Below are 18,669 nucleotides of genomic sequence, written 5' to 3'. Positions count from 1 at the left end.
CCACGGCTAGCGCATTTTAATCCCTGACTCTAACAGGGTTGAGCGATACTCGTCGTCCAACCCTGCCATCTTCTTTTTAGCCACTATACTCGCGCGTGTTGTCTGCTCTTGCTTGAACAAGGTCATTGCTATTTTTCTCATCACATTAAAAGCAAGCGGACCTCGGCCTTTACGGAACCGTGATTCATCTTCTCTGAATGTCATCTCTAACACCCAATGCATACTTTCTACTTGCCAGTGATTTCGCACAGAAGATAACGCCTGCTCTGCATTTAAATCTAATGAGCTAATGTACCAACGTGTTTCAGTGGTCTCTTTACCTGTCGTTTTTTCATGTACGTCTGATGTTACTTTGATAATGCTTTTTAAGCCAACCCACTGATATTTATTATTTAACCAACTTTTATTAACCAGCACTTGCTGACAACGTCTTGTTTTAATTCACCCTGTAGACCAGAATGATGACCTTTAAGCGCTAGAATATAATCAGCCTTTTGCTTAACGATTAGCTTTGCTATCTCTTTTTCATCCGCTTTTAATCGGCAGATAACACGGGCAATAGTGTCATGCCGAGGAATACCTGCTTTAAAAGGACGATACTGACGAAGCCAATCAAGCTTTAGATGTCCAAAGTTTTCAATGTCTTCCCATCCTTCAGAGCCTGACATAACCGCACTTATAGCGAGTAAAACAATATCTAATAAGTTATGTTTTTTACAACGCTCAATACGGGGATCCGCAGTCAAATCAAAATGTTTTAAAAAAGTAGCAGTCATTAACATCACCAAAAAAGAGTATTTGGTGATCTGATCGCTACTTGAGCATAAAGTTCAATTTATAATGATCTTCCGTGAGAGTTTTCCGACTTTGGTGACTAAAAATTGACTTATCCAATGAGTCTGTGGATAACTATGTTGAAAAAGTAGGGGCAAGAATAATGTAATCTTCAAATTGATTACTTACGTCGAAAAATATAGAAAGATATATCAATTTTTTTAGTGACTTAAGTGAATATGGTTGGCAAAAGTTATTAACAAACTCAAATCAGTACATTTAACGACCAGATGTTTAAATTAAATGGTAATATCTAATATCTTAGGTAAAATCCTGCAAATGAAAACAACGCCTCCCTCCCCCCAAACAATAGAAGAACTGATGCAACGAGCCAACAGCATGGCAGGCCTGACTCTAGGTCAAGTTGCCGATTCTCACGGATTCACCACTCCAGCCGATCTTAAAAGAGATAAGGGCTGGGTAGGTCAGTTGATCGAATATGAACTAGGGGCTCTTGCTGGTTCAAGACCTGAGCAGGATTTCTTGCATCTAGGTATAGAGTTAAAGACGATCCCCATCGATGACAAAGGAAAACCAATAGAGACCACCTATGTGACTGTTGCTCCCTTGGTCAATATACAAGGCCTGACTTGGGAAAAAAGCATTGTCTATCATAAATTACAGACCGTGCTCTGGGTTCCGATACAAGGAAACCGTAACATCCCAGTAGCCCAAAGACAGATAGGCACTCCCATTTTATGGTCTCCAACACCAGATGAACTCGCACTGCTGAAGCAAGATTGGGAAGAGATAATGGAATTCATTGCCATGGGGCAGGTACGAGAGCTCACTGCCAGGCATGGTGAAGTGCTACAACTTAGGCCGAAGGGCGCAAATAGTCGCTCAGTAACCCAGAGTATCGCTAAAGATGGATCAAAGAAATTGACCAACCCTAGAGGTTTTTATCTTAAAACCCCCTTTACCCAATCGATACTTGAGCGTTTTTTTAACTAAATATTAACCGATATCATCTTCATTTGACCGAGATCACAAATACTAGTGGAAAACATAGGGTCATGTTCTATAGACTAGCGCATCCTGAACCAATAGACCTACGTTAGGAAAACTTAGATACAGTGAGAGCACGTATACAAGCAAAAAAGCTTATTTTTGCGATTTCCGCCTGGGGAATAGCCATGGCGGCGTTTGTGTTTTTCAGGTATGCCCAAACCCCAGACCTGCCTCAATGGGCGGTAGGAACCGCAGATCTCGCCACACTCGCCATTTATATGGGGATCATATTCGGTAGCCTACATTGGCTGTCGAATCTGATTGCCGATTTTAGTGCAATTAACAGACTGCCATATATATTCTCTGTTATTTTTAAAGGTCTATTTCTACTGCTTGGTGCGACCACACTTGCTTATATGACCCAATTCTTGAATATGTGGGCCATAGAAAACCATATGTCTACCTTGAGGCAGATGTTGACTGCGCATATTCTTCACAGCCCCTCGTTCCAAGCTTTGATCGTCTATCTCATTGTCGTCAGAGTTAGTTTAGCCTTTATCGAACAGATGGCACTCTTAGTCGGACCCAGAGTATTGCTCAATATTGGCCTGGGTAAATACCATAAACCCAGATATGAACAGAGATTATTTCTGTATTTAGACATGGTAGCCTCAACGACTCATGCCGAGTCTTTAGGCGACTATCGCTTTAGTCGCTTGATCCAAGACAGCTTTAGCTTACTTTCTGACACTGTCGTCGACAACGAAGCCGAGATTTATCGATATATGGGTGATGCAGTCTTGATCCATTGGCCCTTAGAATTCGGAGTTCAGAAAGACCGCAGCTTCAATATCTACTATGAATTCAGTCAGCAGCTTAAATGGCAACGGCAATATTTTGAAGAGCAGTACGGGTTCGTGCCTAAATTTAAGTGTGCAGCTCATTGTGGTCAGGTTGTGGCAGCTGTGGTTGGCGTGCAGAAGCAAGAGATAAGCTTCTTCAGTGATGTATTAAATACCTTAGCCAGACTCCAAGATCAATGTAATCCCTTAGGACACAGAATGTTGATATCGGGCTCTCTCGCATCCCGAGTAGATACCGATACCAGCCAATATGAGATTACCAGCTTAGGGCCGATCAAACTCAAGGGTAAGCAGCACTCGACAGAGGTCTTCAGTGTGGTACCTAAATCCGATCAAGCTCAAGGGTAAGCAACACTAGACAGAAGTATCCAGTATCGAGCCAAAACAGCAATAGCGCCATCAAGTAATCCAGATGGCGATATGGATCAGTTATCTTTATGTTCCAATATATTTTGAATCGCTAAGCCTAAGGTTCTAAAGGTTAATATTCGACTCGATGTCTTACGCCACACCAGACCAATCTCTCTGTATGGGGCTTCACCCGGAGGCTGCATCACTCTCAATTCAGTATCATTTAAGATCCCGGCATCGATAGCCATCTGCGGCAGAAAAGTCGTTCCAAGCTTACTGTTCACCATCTGCACTAAGGTATGCAGACTCGTTGCAGCGAACGGATTGACCTTTGCACTATTAGCAAGCTCACAGGCGCTCACGGCATGACCGGTAATACAGTGCTCAGCCTGTAACAGGAAGATGCTTTGATCGGGCAGAGATTCATAATCCAAGGGTTCGTGTATGACATCCGTCAGTTCCTCATGAACAACAAGCTTAAACGGATCTATCCCCACCGTCATACGATGAAAACCACTGGTATCCACAGGTAGAGCCAGCAGTAGCAGGTCTAACTCGCCCTTTCCCAAGGCATCCAACAAACGCTCAGTGGTATCCTCTTTCAAGAATAACGTTAAATCAGCATAGGTACTCTGACAATGCTTAACCACCTTACTCAACAAGAAGGGCGCTATGGTTGGGATACAACCGAGTCGGATATCTCCGGTCATAGGCTCACCCTGATGTTTCACAAGTTCAACTAGATCATCGACATCAGTCAGTAATTTTCTCGAACGCTGTACGACTTCCTCTCCAATGGAGGTGAAGATAAATGACTTATGATCGCGCTCAATCAACTGATGACCGAGTTGCTCCTCTAAATTTTGAATACCACTCGAAAGCGTTGATTGGCTGACATGACACACCTTAGCAGCTCTATTAAAATTCTGTTCTTGATGCAAATTAACCAAATAGAAAAGGTTTTTCAAACTGGGCAAATGTTTCATAAAATCGATTACCAACAACAATGTTTATCCTAAAAATCAATTTAACTTTACCACATAGACCAAGTAAAACGACTAGGTCTTATCGCCAATATGTGAACAGAATCGACTTAAACCATTAAAAAAGCCCCGGTGACCCAATCTGTATCTTGGGTCATCGGGGCTTTCTTTACCCCATGCTTTAGCAAGAGGTAACAATGCTTATTTAATAATTAAGCTTTAGACTCTAAATATTGCTTAAGCTCGGCCAAGTCTTGGCTAGCATGATCAACGATGGCTTGTAACCAAACATCATGTTCAGTAGCCCAGGCGGCCTCTTCACCGTGCTGGAGTAACTGAGCAAATTGCTGTATCCGCTTTAGACCGACAGAACCCGCTGCCCCTTTAAATTTATGAGCTTCAGAGCATAATGTATCTTTATCTTGCGCTTCTTTGGCATTAACCAGATTGCCAACATATTCTGGCATTAGTTGCTCAAATAACACGACACTTTTCAACAAGGTACCAGCACCTATAGCGCTACAGTATTGTTCTAGTGTATTAAGATCCAAAATTGATTCTATTTCAGCTGTTGCCATCTTCAGGCACCTCTCAAAAACTTTGACTATATTAAAGACTATTTACCCTATAATACCCACTATAATTGCTGGTGCAACTAATTGAGCGTTATGTCAGTAAAAACCGATACGTTTTAACTAATCATTAACTATTTGTTGATTAAATCTGTAATTTAACTCCAATGCCTTAGATTCTAAAGCGAGTTTATCTTAACATTCAAATAACTCCCCTGCTCCCCATTTACTCTCAAATCATTCACTATCGCCACCAGCCCATCCCAACGAGATGCACACCAGTCAGGGGCCAGTAGCATGGGCCTCTTAGCGTAAGCAGTAACACGATGAAATATAATATTTTTGGGTGTATAGCGGATCAACTCTCCAACACTATAAGCATATTCATCAATGGTTAATAATGACATACGATCATTTCGCCATGCTTTAGCCATAGTACTGCCTTCGACAATATGTAAAGGATGTAATTTAAGGCCATCGACACCGGTACTGAGCACGGCTTCGAGAGAAGATAAATAGTCTTGATGACTTTCACCGGGTAGCCCAAGAATAAGATGGGTGCAAACTTTAAGCCCTTTTGCCCTGGCTCTTAGTACGGTATCTCGGTAGTCATTATATGTGTGCCCTCTGTTGATCCGCTTAAGGGTCTTATCATTCGCCGACTGTAAACCCAGCTCGAGCCAGACTTCTATTCCTTGATTTTGATAACTCAGGAGTAAATCTATCACTTCATCAGACACACAATCCGGTCGAGTACCAACGCAAAGCCCGACAATATCGGCATCGCTGATGGCTTCATCATACTTAGCTTTCAGGACTCGATACTCATCATATGTACTGGTATAAGCTTGAAAATATGCGATATATTTCGAAGATCTCCCCTTAGCCCTCTCACGGCCTAACTTGAGTTGCTCCTGTATGGAAAGTTCAGTGCCATGTTCAAAGCTGAAAGAAGCCACATTACAATAGGTACACCCACCCTTGCCTAAGGTGCCATCTCTATTAGGGCAAGTAAATTTTGCATCTATGGTTAATTTTTTAAGCTTCTCTCCATATTGCTTCTTACAAGCAACACCAAAGGTATTGACGTAATGATCCAGTCCCACTCTTTACTCTATTATCCAAGAAAACAATCATATATTTTAATTCATCCTCTCAGGGTAAACATCGCGCTATATCAAACTCCTGACAGTCAAAAGTTTTACTCTCAAGACGTTCGATTTGACTAAGATTAACGGGATCTAGTCAAAACCAGGCCAAACAACGCGACTTAAATCACTACTCACGCATAAATAATCACACATAAAACTCAAGAATAATTCACTGTACATGCAAAAAAAATCACTTTTACTAGAATGAAATATTAACTTAAATTTGTTATCATTTGGTAAATCAATATTCAACAAAAACTAAAATTATTTTTATTCATAATGTTATACAGCAATTCTCACAGTTTACGTTAACGTAAAGGTGTTGTTAAACCAGCATCGAACAGGCTTTTATAACCATGTTTTATGCAGTGATCCGGTTTGACCTTTGCACGACCAAGAGGTAATTTGAATGGTTCGGGTGCATATATTACAAGAATTTCCCCGAGTAGTATTTTAGTTATAGTTTATGGAGTCGTGTATGAGCTTGTATCACCCCAGTTTTGAGCGAGACAATTGTGGTTTTGGTCTAATAGCCCAAATGGACGGTGAACCCAGCCACCGAATAATAAGAACTGCAATCCAGGGGCTGGATCGTATGAAACACCGTGGTGGTATTGCATCCGACGGTCGCACAGGTGATGGCTGTGGCTTACTCATGCAAATGCCGGTTAAGTTTTTTGAAGCCATTGCCGCAGAAAATAATTGGCATCTGAGCCGTAAATTTGCGGTGGGCATGTTCTTCCTCAATCAAGATGACAAACTCGCCGAGGAAGCCAAACAGCTTCTCGAGCGCGAGCTGGAAAAAGAAACCTTAAGTGTAGCTGGTTGGCGGAAGGTTCCCGTCAATCCGGATGTATTAGGGCCTATCGGTAAGGCGAGCCAGCCACAGATTTATCAGGCACTGATTAACGCTCCCATAGGTTGGCGGGAAAAGGATTTAGAACGTCGTCTTTATATGGCCAGACGCCGTTTAGAGCAGCAACTGACTCACGATGAAGAATTTTATGTTGCCAGCCTCTCTGGTCAGGTTATCGTCTATAAAGGCTTGATGATGCCGGTGGATCTACCGGCATTTTATCTCGACTTAGCCGATATTCGCCTCCAAAGCTCTATCTGTCTATTCCACCAGAGATTTTCGACTAATACTTCACCCAAATGGCCCTTGGCTCAGCCTTTTAGATATCTGGCCCATAACGGTGAAATCAACACAATCACAGGCAATAGACAGTGGGCAAGAGCCCGTGCATACAAGTTCAATTCGCCGCTTCTTCCCGATCTTCAACAAGCGGCCCCTTTCGTCAATGAAACGGGATCTGACTCCTCTTCTCTGGATAACATGTTGGAGATGTTACTCGCCGGCGGTATGGACCTATACAGAGCCATGCGCCTGTTGATCCCACCAGCCTGGCAAAGTAACCCTGAAATGGATGAAGAGCTCAAAGCATTCTACGACTTCAACTCCATGCATATGGAGCCTTGGGATGGTCCAGCGGGCATAGTGATGACAAACGGCAGACATGTGGCCTGTGCGGTCGACCGCAATGGCCTGCGCCCATCACGCTATGTGATAACCAAAGATAGAATACTCACCCTGGCATCTGAAGTCGGAATATGGGACTACGCCCCCGACGAAGTTGTCGAGAAGGGTCGTGTCGGCCCAGGCGAACTATTGGTGCTCGATACACTCAATGGTCAGTTGTATTCTTCATTTGAGATCGATAACGACCTTAAACGTCGTCACCCATACAAAGAATGGATGGCTAAGAATAGTCAGATCCTGACACCTGCCGAAGATCTGCCCAATGAGGCACAGGGAGGGAGTGAATTCAGCGATGAGCAACTGCTGCAATACCACAAGCAATTTGGTTATTCCCGGGAAGAGTTACAAGACGTCATCTGGGTGCTCGCCCAAAAAGGCGAAGAAGCCACGGGGTCTATGGGTGACGATACGCCTATGGCCGTGCTGTCGAAAAAATCTCGTACGATATATGACTATTTTAGACAAAAATTCGCCCAAGTCACCAACCCACCTATCGATCCATTGAGAGAGAAGCACGTGATGTCTCTCACCACATGCGTAGGCAGAGAGCAGAACTTATTTAATGAGACGACGGGACATGCCTATCGTGTCATATTTAACTCACCGGTGTTACTTTACAGTGATTTCAATCAGCTCATGGCCTTGGACTCGATGTATTATCGTGCCAACACCATAGATCTGAACTATGACTTGAGTGAAGGATTAAAGAAAGCGATCACTCGAGTCTGTGACGAATCCGAGAGACTGGCCAGAACAGGAACCACTCTACTCATCTTATCCGACAGAGCCACCGACAAGTCTAAACAGGTCATTCCTGCCGCCATGGCCGTAGGAGCCATACAGCATGTACTCGTCAACAAGAGTCTACGTTGTGACACCAATATCGTGGTCGAGACCGCAACGGCCAGAGATCCGCATCATTTTGCCGTGCTACTCGGATTCGGTGCCACAGCCATCTACCCCTATCTGGCCTATGAATCTATCTGTGCCCTAGCGAAGAAGCGCAATATCGCCGACACACGTAAATTGATGCTCAATTTCCGCCAAGGTATCGATAAGGGTCTGAGAAAGATCATGTCGAAGATGGGGATCAGCACAGTTTCATCCTACCGTTGTAGTCAACAATTTGAGGTCATAGGCCTGGCAAGCGATGTGGTTAATCTTTGTTTCAATGGCGTGATTAGCCGTATCGAAGGGGCCAGTTTTGACCTAATTGAGCAAGATCAGCTCAAGCTGCATAAAATCGCTTTCCAAGCACACCAGCCCTTAAGCCAAGGCGGGTTATTGAAGTACGTCGAAGGCGGTGAGTATCACAGCTTCAACCCGGATGTAGTCAACACGCTTCAGGCTTGCTTGAAAGACAGAGATTACCCAACCTATAAGCGCTTCACCGAACTGGTAGACAAGCGTCCAGTAGCGACTCTGAGAGATCTTATCGAAGTTAAGGGAGTGCTGCCAGCAGTAGAGTTAGACAGTGTCGAGTCGGCCACTAATTTATATACAAGATTTGACAGTGCAGCCATGAGTATTGGCGCCCTGAGTCCTGAGGCACACGAAGCGCTCGCCGTAGCGATGAATCGACTCGGCGGCCGTTCTAACTCGGGAGAAGGCGGAGAAGATCCACGTCGATTCAACACCGAAGGTAACTCTAAGATTAAACAGATTGCCTCAGGTCGCTTCGGCGTCACCGCCCATTATCTGGTTAATGCCGAAGTGTTACAGATTAAAATAGCCCAAGGGGCAAAACCCGGTGAAGGCGGCCAGCTACCCGGTGATAAGGTGAGTGTCGAGATCGCGGGTCTGCGTAACGCTAAAGCCGGAGTGACCTTGATATCGCCACCACCGCACCATGATATCTACTCGATTGAGGACTTGGCTCAGCTAATTTTCGATCTAAAACAGATAAATCCTAAGGCGATGATCTCGGTTAAATTGGTTTCAGGGCCTGGCGTTGGCACCATAGCCACAGGCGTGGCCAAGGCCTACGCTGATATGATCACCATCTCAGGTTACGATGGTGGTACCGGTGCCAGCCCAATTACCTCAGTTAAGTACGCCGGCAGCCCGTGGGAGCTAGGACTGGCCGAAGTGCATCAGTCTCTGGTGAAGAACGGCTTGCGTCATAAGATCCGCCTCCAGGTCGATGGCGGTTTAAAATCAGGCAGAGACGTCATCAAGGCAGCCTTATTAGGAGCGGAAAGCTTCGGTTTCGGTACTGTGCCTATGATAGCCCTGGGATGTAAATACCTGCGTATTTGTCATCTAAACAACTGTGCCACAGGCATAGCAACTCAAAATAAACAACTCAGAAACGAGCATTATCACGGCCTTCCCGAGCGTGTGATGACCTATTTCGAGTTCGTTGCAAGAGAAATTCGTGAAGAGATGGCGGCCTTAGGCGTCACCGAGTTTGAGCAACTGGTGGGTCGTAGCGACTGGTTACACGCACTGGAAGGCGATACTCCCAAGCAAAAAGGTCTCGACTTAAGCCCTATCTTGTACACCCCAAAAGTCCCAGAAGGCAGCGCTGCCACCTGGAAAGAGCGAAATCCACCCGCAGATATTGGTGAGCTAAACCAAAAGATTTTAGCCAAGTGCAGAGACGCCGTTGAACAAGGCGAGCCACTAAGCGCTCGCTTCGAAATAGGCAATATAGATCGCTCTGTTGGTGCCGCACTGTCTGGATTCGTGGCCACCACAGTGGGGATAGAGGGAGCTAAAGCCCCCATTAAGCTGCAATTCCATGGCAGCGCCGGTCAAAGCTTCGGTGTTTGGAACAGTCCTGGCATAGAGTTAACTCTCTGTGGTGATGCCAACGATTATGTCGGTAAGGGCATGTCCGGCGGTAAGATCACCATACACCCTCCCCTAGGTAGCAACTTCCACAGTGAGCGCTCATCGATCATAGGTAACACTTGCCTCTATGGCGCTTCTGGCGGCAAGTTATTTGCGGCCGGAATCGCGGGGGAACGTTTCGCAGTCAGAAATTCGGGAGCACTTGCAGTCGTTGAAGGCCTGGGCGATAACGGTTGTGAATATATGACTGGCGGAATTGTCGTGGTGCTGGGGAAGACAGGAGTTAACTTTGGCGCCGGTATGACAGGTGGTTTCGCCTATGTCTTCGACCGCTTTGGCCGCTTTAACCGCAGAGTTAACACCGAACTGGTCGATACTCAAAAACTCGACTCTCCCATACATCAACAGCACCTGAAGGGCCTCATAGAGGAACACCTAGCCGAAACGGGCAGTGAACACGCAAAAATGTTGTTGAATGATTTTGAAAATTGGCTCGACTGCTTCGTGTTAGTCAAACCTAAGAATGTTCCGCTCGCAGATCTATTGAGACTCGAGAACCAGCAAGCTGAACTAAAAGTGATCACGGGGTAAATAATATGATGAAAAATGATGTTAAATTTATCGTGATTACGCATGAGAAAACAGCATTAAACCTTACAGCGGGGGTAATAACGCGATGAGCAATGATTTTCAATTTATCGAAGTCGATCGTATCGATCCGGCAAAGCACCCAGTAAAGAAGCGCACAACTCAATTCATTGAGATTTATCAGCCGTTCGCTCAAAGCCAGGTAAAAGAGCAATCAGATCGCTGTCTCGATTGTGGTAACCCTTATTGTGAATGGAAATGCCCACTGCACAACTATATCCCTAACTGGCTAAAACTGGCTGAAGAGGGACGCATATTAGAAGCGGCAGATCTGGTGCATGAGACTAACACCTTGCCTGAGATTTGTGGCCGGGTCTGCCCACAGGACAGATTATGTGAGGGCGCCTGTACGCTCAACGAAGAGTTTGGCGCCGTGACCATCGGCAACGTAGAAAAGTACATCACAGATACTGCCATCGAACAGGGCTGGCGCCCCGATTTGAGTAAAGTCGTCGCCAGAAAAGAGCGCGTCGCCATTGTTGGTGCCGGCCCCGCTGGACTGGGCTGCGCCGACATTCTCGCCCGCAACGGTGTCCAAGCAGTGGTATTCGACAAGAACCCTGAGATTGGCGGCCTGCTCACCTATGGTATCCCGGCTTTTAAGCTGGATAAAGCCGTGATGGCGACTCGCCGCAAGATAATGCAAGGCATGGGGATCGAATTCAAGCTGGGGGTGACCATAGGTAAAGATCTGCCATTCGACGACTTAATCAATGACTATGACGCCGTATTTATAGGTATGGGAACCTACACTGCCATGAAGGCCGGTCTGCCTGGTGAAGATGCCCAAGGCGTTCATCAGGCGCTACCTTACCTGATAGGCAATACCCATCACATCATGGGTACCCAAGATACCGAATCACCTTACCTGAGCCTGGAAGGCAAGCGGGTCGTGGTACTCGGTGGTGGTGATACCGCCATGGATTGTGTTCGCACCGCGATTCGTCAGGGGGCTAAAGAGGTCACTTGTGCCTATCGCCGTGATGAAGCCAACATGCCGGGATCTCGCCGCGAGGTGCAAAATGCTAAAGAAGAAGGCGTCAACTTCCTCTTCAACAGACAGCCTGTATCTATCGAGACCCAAGATGGAAAAGTGACCGGTATCACCTGCGTCGAAACCAAAATGGGCGCTGCCGATGCCAGTGGACGCCGCCGCGCCGAGGCGGTAGAGGGCAGTGAAGCCTTACTCGAAGCCGACGCCATCATCATCGCCTTTGGTTTCCAGCCCAGCCCAGCTAGCTGGCTCAAAGATCATAATGTTGACCTTGACCAATGGGGACGCGTGGTGGCACCGAAAGCTGCCGATAATCCCTTCCAAACGACCAACCCTAAGGTGTTTGCCGGTGGTGATATGGTGCGTGGCTCAGATTTAGTCGTGACAGCTATCGCCGAGGGGCGAGATGCAGCACTGGGTATTCTCAATACCTTTGAGTGAAGACAAACAATATAGGTTCATAACCTGACCTGATTACCCATGAGGCTCAGCCATCTTTAACAGTCTATATGGCATAGGTGGCGTTCTAACTGCCACACTCATAAATCGTGGCAATAATTCAGTTAGATTAAAACGCCGATTGAACCGATAACAAAACTCGCCAAGATATCGCGGTAGATGCTCGGCGCTAATCGAGTGGTAAGCACCGTGCAGGGACATTTTAACATTACCTATCATTGTATTGACCCAACGAAAAGCTTCAATCTCTACACAACTCGCCCCTCCTCCAGTAACAAGACTAACGTGAGCACAGTGGGACTGTGTCACTGCTCGAAAACACGCCAATCCGTCCGATACTACAGTGCACCCATCTGATAGATGCATATCTGCCCAGTTCTTTATTTCTTGGGTCTTAAAACCATTCACAACATTCATATTCATGTGTAATGGCTGGCCATCATCGGTCAACGATATGGCTACTACGAAAGGTGTTTTGTTGCTGGAATCTCTTCCCGGTTTACCTCCATGCTGTTCGCCACCCCAATACACATCATCGAGCTGGACTATGCCAGATAGTGGCTTAGTATCATCACGTTCCTTCATGACCTGCATGATTTTTTGCTTTACTTTCCAGGCAGGGTTGTACGAAACGCCAATTTGCCTTTTCAACGCTAATGCTGATAAACCAGTCTTTGATTGTGTTATCAGATAGATGGCAATAAACCACGTTTGCAATGGAAGTTTAGTACTGGCAAAAATCGTATTGCTGGTCAGAGAAGTTTGGTGGTGACAATGATTGCATTGATAAAGTTTTCTGCTTTTTAACGAGCAGTATTTTGAAGACCCACAATCCGGGCATTGAAAGCCATGTGGCCACTTCCAGTTGAACAAGGCGGCGGAGCATTGTTCTTCTGAGCCGTAGTTTTTAAATAGCTCAATTAAGCTATACCCTTTTTGGAACTGCACTTTGTTTTTGGCCATTTTGCACCTCAAACACAACTGGGATTACTTACAGTATAACAATGGCTGACGATAGTGGGTAATCAGGTAAACTTATGCCATATAGATTGGATTAACGCCTGCTGCAAACAAGGTTTTGCTTGTTATTTGCACATCGATTGATGTGCTTTTTTTTGCCGGCAAAAAATAATCTGCCTAATTCTACTCAGCAAGTTATGTTATATTAGCCGCCATCGAATTTTGCTTCACACATTTACGGTTACTCAATGAAAATCGGTATTAGTTAGCCGCCATCAAATTTTGCTTCACACATATTTAAGGTTACTCAATGAAAATCGGTATCATCGGCGCCATGGAGCCAGAGGTTGTTCATCTTATCGCTGCTATGTCGTCTTCACAGTCACAGACAATTGCGGGCATCGAGTTTATCGCAGGTACGCTAGATGGCACCGAAGTGATAGTCACCCGCTCCGGCATAGGAAAAGTCGCCGCCAGTATCGCCACCACCTTACTTATCGAAAAATATGCTCCCGATGCCGTGATCAATACCGGTTCAGCCGGTGGTTTCGTCGATGAACTGGCTATCGGTGATATCGTTATCTCCACAGAAGTCAGACACCATGATGTCGATGTCACCGCATTTGGCTATGAGATAGGCCAGATGGCCAGCCAACCCGCCGCTTTCCTTGCCGATAAAAAATTAATGGACGCCGCGATGAAGGCGGTTGCCAGTCTTGACGATGTGAAAGCCATTCAAGGTTTGATCTGTACCGGTGACAGTTTCATCTGCGATCCTGAGCGTACTAAGATCATGCTCAGCCATTTTCCGACCATGGCTGCTTGCGAAATGGAAGGTGCTGCCATCGCTCAAGTCTGCCACCAGTTTAAGCTGCCTTTTGTCGTCATCCGCTCACTATCGGATAATGCTAATAATGACTCTCCGGTAGATTTTGAAGCTTACCTAGTCAAGGCGGGCCACCAGTCAGCCTTAATGGTGATGGCTTTACTTAAACACTTATAAATACTATTTTTTATTAAAATTTATTCATTACTAAAAACCCAGCAAGGTCATTATCATGGTTCAAGAGTTTGCCCAGCAGCTACTCAACGACAGAGTGTTTTATCAAGGAACCATGATCCTTCTTGTCAGTTTATTACTGTCCCGCCTAGCGTCACTGCCCAGAGAGTTTCAGCCCATAGCCTGGTTCGGCATACTTGCTAAAGAGTTGGCCAAAAAAGTGGTCCACAGTAACCGGTCGCCCTCTCAACAAGTTATCGCTGGTTCTATGGCGGCGATACTCTTGATATTGCCTTTCTGGGCCATCGTCTACTTCTTGCTGCAACTTGCCGCTTTCCCCTGGTTTTTCGAATTTATCATTCTCTATATCTGCTTAAATGATGATAATTTTAAACAGGTCGCTGGTGAGGTAAGACAGGCATTGAGTAGAGAAGATAACCCCCTCGCCAGACAGCTACTCTCTCTGTGGTTATATCGAGATACACAACAATTAAGCAGTGTTGGCATCAGCAAGGCGACCATAGAAAAATTGGTCACAACACCGGTTTACGGCACAGTTTCAACGATATTATTTTATAGTCTCGGTGGTGCGCCTCTGGTACTCGCCACTCGAATGATAAAGAAGCTTGAGCTATGTTGGCCAGCGATTAACCCTAAATTCACCCATTTTGGTCAACCCATTAACCTGCTTAGCGCCGCCCTATTTATCGTCCCTAACGGGCTGTGGAATTTCACTCTGGCGATTCAAGGTGGTCCTAAGAGCATCCTTTTGCTTTTTAAGCCCTTATCCTATAAGGGCCCCCTCTATAACTGCACTAACACCTGTGCAATAGCCGCATCCGTACTTAAGGTAGAGCTGGGTGGACCGATGAAGTTTAACAATCAGCGTGTCGAAGTCACCAAGCTGATTTATGGCCCTAAGCCCGATAGCCAGGCTATCTCTGCAGCCATAAAATTAGCCAGCACAGGGTATAGGCTCTGGCTCAGCTTTCTGATGCTGATCCCACTCATCTGGGCTGCACTGCGTTATTTACAGACTTAAACGTCCTTCAGTCTAGACTTATGCTTATCCATAGGTATCATTCTCATCATCAGCTCAATACACTCCAACATAGGCCATACGATTTGTTCAACAATATTCATGTATCTTTAACGACTCCCGCTTTGCTATTCCCGGCAATTTCCTTGCTGTTGCTGGCCTACACCAACCGATTCTTTGCCCTTGCGGCCTTGATAAGAAGCTTGAGCAGTGACGGCAAGCCAGTTCATAGTGAGCAATTAAAAAACTTACGTCGGCGTATCAGTATCATCAGGCGCATGCAAGAGGCCGGCGTCATGAGTTTCGCCCTGTGCGTGCTCTGCATGATCTTCATCTATATCGGACTCAATAAAATCGGATCGTTTATCTTCGGCTCTAGTTTACTCTTGTTGCTTTACTCACTGCTGCTCTCCGTGATTGAGATCCGCATCTCGGTCGATGCCCTCAACCTTCACCTGAAAGAGATGGGCGAATGATTGAGTGGATCTACTGCTTCGATCTCTGTGGCACCGCCGTTTTTGCGCTCTCGGGTGCGCTAGCCGCGGGGCGACACCGCATGGACCCTTTCGGAGTCATAGTACTCGCCTCGGTCACCGCCATCGGTGGCGGTAGCATACGCGATGCCCTCCTGGGGACGACGCCGGTATTTTGGATCCGCGATCCCAACTATATCATAGTGATATTGATCACAGTGTTATTGACCTTGATTCTGGTGCGAAGACCTAAGAAGGTCCCTCAGCATACGCTACCCATAGCCGATGCTCTGGGCTTGGCTCTATTTACGGTAATTGGCGCCGAGAAAGCGCTAAACCTCGAGTTAGGTGGCATGATAGCCGTCGTAATGGGCTTGATAACTGGCGTGGGAGGAGGCATGATTCGAGACTTGTTATGCCGTCAGGTCCCTATGATATTGAGAACCGAGATCTACGCTACCGCATCTATCTTAGGTGGGATCTGTTACAGCGTCAGCCTCTACTTAGATGTCGATAATATGTATGCGATGCTAGTCTCCATGACGGTGGCCCTTTGCATCAGACTCGCCGCCATTAGATGGCACCTGTCTCTGCCTGCATTCGATTTGAGAAAAACTTAAAGAATTAACTATGATGATCTCACGCTGCCTTTGCCTTGTGCTTGCTTTTATCTGCTTACCTTCGGTAGCCAACACCAAAGAGATGCCACTCGAACAACAATTGGCGGTGAAGTATATTCAGGCAGTCACAGATCACGATTACCAGGCATTATACGCCTTCTATGACAGAAATAGCGTCTTCAAAGACAGAACCGCAAGCAAGACCTATACCGGCCGCAGGCACATTATTAGCTTTCTGAGACGCGCCCATCAGGGCGTGCTCGAATACGGCTTTAATATCGAACATATGTTTAACTCAGGCTCCTTGGTCGTGATGATAGGCAGCTACCACTACCGGGGACCCGGAGATCAATTTGGTAAACCCGGTAAGATTATCGACTTGGCAATCCCAGGTGTCACCACGGTCAAACTCGATATGGATAATCGCCGGGTCGAGGAACATGAAGACCTGATGGATTATCAAACCATGGCCGATCAACTGGCAGTACAATAAGCCCGATTATCAATTTCCTCGGCTCTAAGGCGCATTCACTTCTGACAACCTAGCCTGACCTTTTCTAACACCTTCACTCCCCCTTGATTGGGCTCGCCTTTTATCCCATCTCACTTGCTTCACTTCTGATTGAAATGCAAATCCCCTCCATGTACTAGTATTTATACCAATACGCAAACTTGTGTTTAATGCGTTCTAACGCAAGCTGGTGAGGTAAGTTCATGGAGCCAACTCAAGATTCGCCAAGCAAGGAACAGTTAATCAATGATGATTTTTTAGGCCATCCTAAAGGATTATATGTCTGCTTCGCCACCGAGATGTGGGAACGATTCTCCTTCTATGGCATGAAATACCTGCTACTTCTTTATCTGACTAAATATCATCTGTTCTCCGACGGTGCAGGACTCGAGGTATTAGGCTCCTACGCAGGCATGGTCTATTCACTTCCTGTCATAGGTGGCCTATTAGCCGACAGGTACTTAGGCATGCGCAAGGCGGTCATATTCGGTGGTATTCTCCTGTGCATGGGACACTTCTTGATGGCAGTCGAAGGACACCAAGCTGTGCAGTACGCCGCAGGGAGTCAACTTGTCGCCGATATCACCCTCAATGACGGTAGCGTCATACTCGCAGGCACAGTGCTGTCCGAAACAGTCCAGATACGCGATCTCGCCGCCCTCAACGTCTTTTATCTGGCGCTGGCATTGATCGTCGTTGGCGTCGGCTTCCTCAAGCCCAATATCTCCACTATCGTCGGCCAGCTCTATGATAAGGATGATCCCCGTCGAGAATCTGGTTTCACCATCTTCTACATGGGGATTAATATCGGCGCCTTCGCCGCGACGATTATCTGCGTTTACTTGGGGGAAACCTTCGGCTGGGGCTACGGTTTCGGCGCCGCCGGAGTCGGCATGTTGATAGGCCTGTTTACCTTCCTCAAGGGACAGAAATACCTCAGAGGTCTGGCAGAGCCTGGCGATCCTAAGCTGCTTAGCGAAAAAGTAATATGGGTCTTCAGCCGAGAACACCTCATCTATCTGGCCGCGCTGCTCAGCTTGTCGATGTTCTGGCTGATAATCCAACATGAGCCCGTGGTCTTCGCCGCGCAGCAGATGCTATTACTGGTTTCAGGCGCTGGCCTGATTGCTTATGCAGTCTTGAAAGGCACCAAGGAGGAGATGCACCAGATGATAGTCTTGATGGTGCTTATCGGCTCCACCATTGTATTTTGGGCCTTGTTTGAACAAGCAGCAGGCTCCATGACTCTGTACGCCGATCGCGTAGTAGACAGAAACCTGGGAGGCATAGAGATAGCCGCGGGGCAATTTGGCTCCCTCAATGCCGGCTTTATCATGCTGTTGGCACTGCCCTTCGCCGCATTATGGGTCTGGCTGGATAAACATAAGTTAAACCCCAATATTCCGGTTAAATTCGGTCTGGGAATAATCCAGGCAGGCCTGGGCTTCGGCGCCCTGGTTGTAGGTGCCAGATATCCAAACGAGGCTGGACAAATAAGTCTCTGGTGGTTAGTACTAGCATACCTGCTCCACACCACAGGCGAGCTATGTTTGTCACCGGTCGGCCTGTCTGCCGTGACTAAACTGGCCATTCATCGAGTAGTGGGCCTGTCCATGGGAGTCTGGTTTCTGGCGACAGCCCTGTCTGAAACCGTCGCCATGCGCTTGGGGCAACTGGCCGCCATAGACACATCTGATCCTAAAAACATGGACATAAGTCAGGCCGTCAGCACTTACACTCAGCTGTTCGAATTTTTGATGTGGACAGGTATCTGCTTCGGGATATTGATGCTGCTGATCTCGCCGATTTTGAAGAAATACATGCACGGCGTGCGTTAAGATAAGGGGCAAAAGAAGAAAGGATCTGACGCTTACAGGGCAAGCTGATAGACGGACTGCATCCTGAATGACACAAAGTGAGATGA

General features: G+C 46.5%; 14 protein-coding genes and 1 pseudogene. 10 read left to right on the top strand and 5 right to left on the bottom strand.

Annotated features, from left to right (window positions below):
- Positions 1–6: 6 nt before the first annotated feature.
- Positions 7–776 (bottom strand): annotated as a pseudogene (locus KT99_RS23640) (ISAs1 family transposase).
- 337 nt (positions 777–1,113) lie between these two features.
- Between KT99_RS23640 and mutH the strand changes: the two are divergent.
- Positions 1,114–1,788, top strand: coding sequence for a DNA mismatch repair endonuclease MutH (gene mutH / locus KT99_RS16290; protein WP_040572115.1), 675 nt, complete (start codon positions 1,114–1,116; stop codon positions 1,786–1,788).
- 122 nt (positions 1,789–1,910) lie between these two features.
- Positions 1,911–2,996, top strand: a complete 1,086-nt coding sequence (locus KT99_RS16285; protein WP_040572110.1) for an adenylate/guanylate cyclase domain-containing protein — start codon at positions 1,911–1,913, stop codon at positions 2,994–2,996.
- A 77-nt stretch (positions 2,997–3,073) separates the two neighbouring features.
- Here KT99_RS16285 and oxyR read toward each other — a convergent pair whose 3' ends face one another.
- From oxyR to KT99_RS16270, 3 genes are all read right to left on the bottom strand, one after another.
- Complete coding sequence (oxyR, locus tag KT99_RS16280; protein WP_005502148.1) at positions 3,074–3,985, bottom strand: hydrogen peroxide-inducible genes transcriptional activator OxyR; 912 nt, start codon at positions 3,983–3,985, stop codon at positions 3,074–3,076.
- A 209-nt stretch (positions 3,986–4,194) separates the two neighbouring features.
- Positions 4,195–4,560: an Hpt domain-containing protein gene (locus tag KT99_RS16275; RefSeq protein ID WP_005502146.1), complete on the bottom strand. Its 366-nt coding sequence runs from the start codon at positions 4,558–4,560 to the stop codon at positions 4,195–4,197.
- A gap of 173 nt (positions 4,561–4,733) precedes the next feature.
- Entirely contained in the window at positions 4,734–5,660 is a 927-nt protein-coding gene (locus KT99_RS16270; RefSeq protein ID WP_005502144.1) for a TIGR01212 family radical SAM protein, read from the bottom strand.
- Between the two features lie 523 nt (positions 5,661–6,183).
- On the opposite strand from KT99_RS16270, the gene gltB reads away from it, so the two are divergent.
- Both gltB and KT99_RS16260 read left to right on the top strand, forming a co-directional pair.
- Positions 6,184–10,632: a glutamate synthase large subunit gene (gltB, locus tag KT99_RS16265; protein ID WP_005502142.1), complete on the top strand. Its 4,449-nt coding sequence runs from the start codon at positions 6,184–6,186 to the stop codon at positions 10,630–10,632.
- 85 nt (positions 10,633–10,717) lie between these two features.
- Positions 10,718–12,124, top strand: coding sequence for an FAD-dependent oxidoreductase (locus KT99_RS16260; RefSeq protein ID WP_005502140.1), 1,407 nt, complete (start codon positions 10,718–10,720; stop codon positions 12,122–12,124).
- Positions 12,125–12,157: 33 nt separating this feature from the next.
- Here the strand turns inward: KT99_RS16260 and KT99_RS16255 are convergent, their stop codons facing one another.
- Positions 12,158–13,105 (bottom strand): IS1595-like element ISSbe1 family transposase, encoded by a 948-nt coding sequence (locus KT99_RS16255; protein ID WP_005502138.1) that lies wholly within the window; start codon positions 13,103–13,105, stop codon positions 12,158–12,160.
- Positions 13,106–13,412: 307 nt separating this feature from the next.
- On the opposite strand from KT99_RS16255, the gene mtnN reads away from it, so the two are divergent.
- From mtnN to KT99_RS16225, 6 genes are all read left to right on the top strand, one after another.
- Positions 13,413–14,105, top strand: coding sequence for a 5'-methylthioadenosine/S-adenosylhomocysteine nucleosidase (gene mtnN / locus KT99_RS16250; RefSeq protein ID WP_005502132.1), 693 nt, complete (start codon positions 13,413–13,415; stop codon positions 14,103–14,105).
- Positions 14,106–14,160: 55 nt separating this feature from the next.
- A complete protein-coding gene (locus KT99_RS16245; protein WP_005502130.1) occupies positions 14,161–15,144 on the top strand; it encodes a cobalamin biosynthesis protein CobD/CbiB in 984 nt (327 codons plus the stop codon).
- A gap of 95 nt (positions 15,145–15,239) precedes the next feature.
- Positions 15,240–15,617, top strand: coding sequence for a DUF2721 domain-containing protein (locus tag KT99_RS16240; RefSeq protein ID WP_040572114.1), 378 nt, complete (start codon positions 15,240–15,242; stop codon positions 15,615–15,617).
- Positions 15,614–16,234, top strand: a complete 621-nt coding sequence (locus tag KT99_RS16235; protein ID WP_005502124.1) for a trimeric intracellular cation channel family protein — start codon at positions 15,614–15,616, stop codon at positions 16,232–16,234. The genes KT99_RS16240 and KT99_RS16235 overlap by 4 nt, the downstream gene beginning before the upstream one ends.
- A 10-nt stretch (positions 16,235–16,244) precedes the next feature.
- Positions 16,245–16,727, top strand: a complete 483-nt coding sequence (locus KT99_RS16230) for a nuclear transport factor 2 family protein (protein ID WP_005502123.1) — start codon at positions 16,245–16,247, stop codon at positions 16,725–16,727.
- Positions 16,728–16,948: 221 nt separating this feature from the next.
- On the top strand, positions 16,949–18,583 hold the full coding sequence (locus KT99_RS16225) for a peptide MFS transporter (RefSeq protein ID WP_005502122.1): 1,635 nt from the start codon (positions 16,949–16,951) through the stop codon (positions 18,581–18,583).
- The last annotated feature ends 86 nt before the right edge of the window (positions 18,584–18,669 follow it).

The sequence above is a fragment of the Shewanella benthica KT99 genome (genome assembly GCF_000172075.1).
Classification (GTDB): domain Bacteria; phylum Pseudomonadota; class Gammaproteobacteria; order Enterobacterales; family Shewanellaceae; genus Shewanella; species Shewanella benthica_A.
This window is presented reverse-complemented; position numbering and strand designations above follow the sequence as displayed.

Excerpts from the sequence above, each read along its gene's own strand:
- KT99_RS16230 (WP_005502123.1), top strand. The coding sequence starts at position 16,245 with ATGATGATCTCACGCTGCCTTTGCCTTGTGCTTGCTTTTATCTGCTTA.
- KT99_RS16275 (WP_005502146.1), bottom strand. The coding sequence starts at position 4,560 with ATGGCAACAGCTGAAATAGAATCAATTTTGGATCTTAATACACTAGAA.
- KT99_RS16260 (WP_005502140.1), top strand. The coding sequence starts at position 10,718 with ATGAGCAATGATTTTCAATTTATCGAAGTCGATCGTATCGATCCGGCA.
- KT99_RS16255 (WP_005502138.1), bottom strand. The coding sequence starts at position 13,105 with ATGGCCAAAAACAAAGTGCAGTTCCAAAAAGGGTATAGCTTAATTGAG.
- KT99_RS16235 (WP_005502124.1), top strand. The coding sequence starts at position 15,614 with ATGATTGAGTGGATCTACTGCTTCGATCTCTGTGGCACCGCCGTTTTT.
- mtnN (WP_005502132.1), top strand. The coding sequence starts at position 13,413 with ATGAAAATCGGTATCATCGGCGCCATGGAGCCAGAGGTTGTTCATCTT.
- mutH (WP_040572115.1), top strand. The coding sequence starts at position 1,114 with ATGAAAACAACGCCTCCCTCCCCCCAAACAATAGAAGAACTGATGCAA.
- KT99_RS16245 (WP_005502130.1), top strand. The coding sequence starts at position 14,161 with ATGGTTCAAGAGTTTGCCCAGCAGCTACTCAACGACAGAGTGTTTTAT.
- KT99_RS16225 (WP_005502122.1), top strand. The coding sequence starts at position 16,949 with ATGGAGCCAACTCAAGATTCGCCAAGCAAGGAACAGTTAATCAATGAT.
- oxyR (WP_005502148.1), bottom strand. The coding sequence starts at position 3,985 with ATGAAACATTTGCCCAGTTTGAAAAACCTTTTCTATTTGGTTAATTTG.
- gltB (WP_005502142.1), top strand. The coding sequence starts at position 6,184 with ATGAGCTTGTATCACCCCAGTTTTGAGCGAGACAATTGTGGTTTTGGT.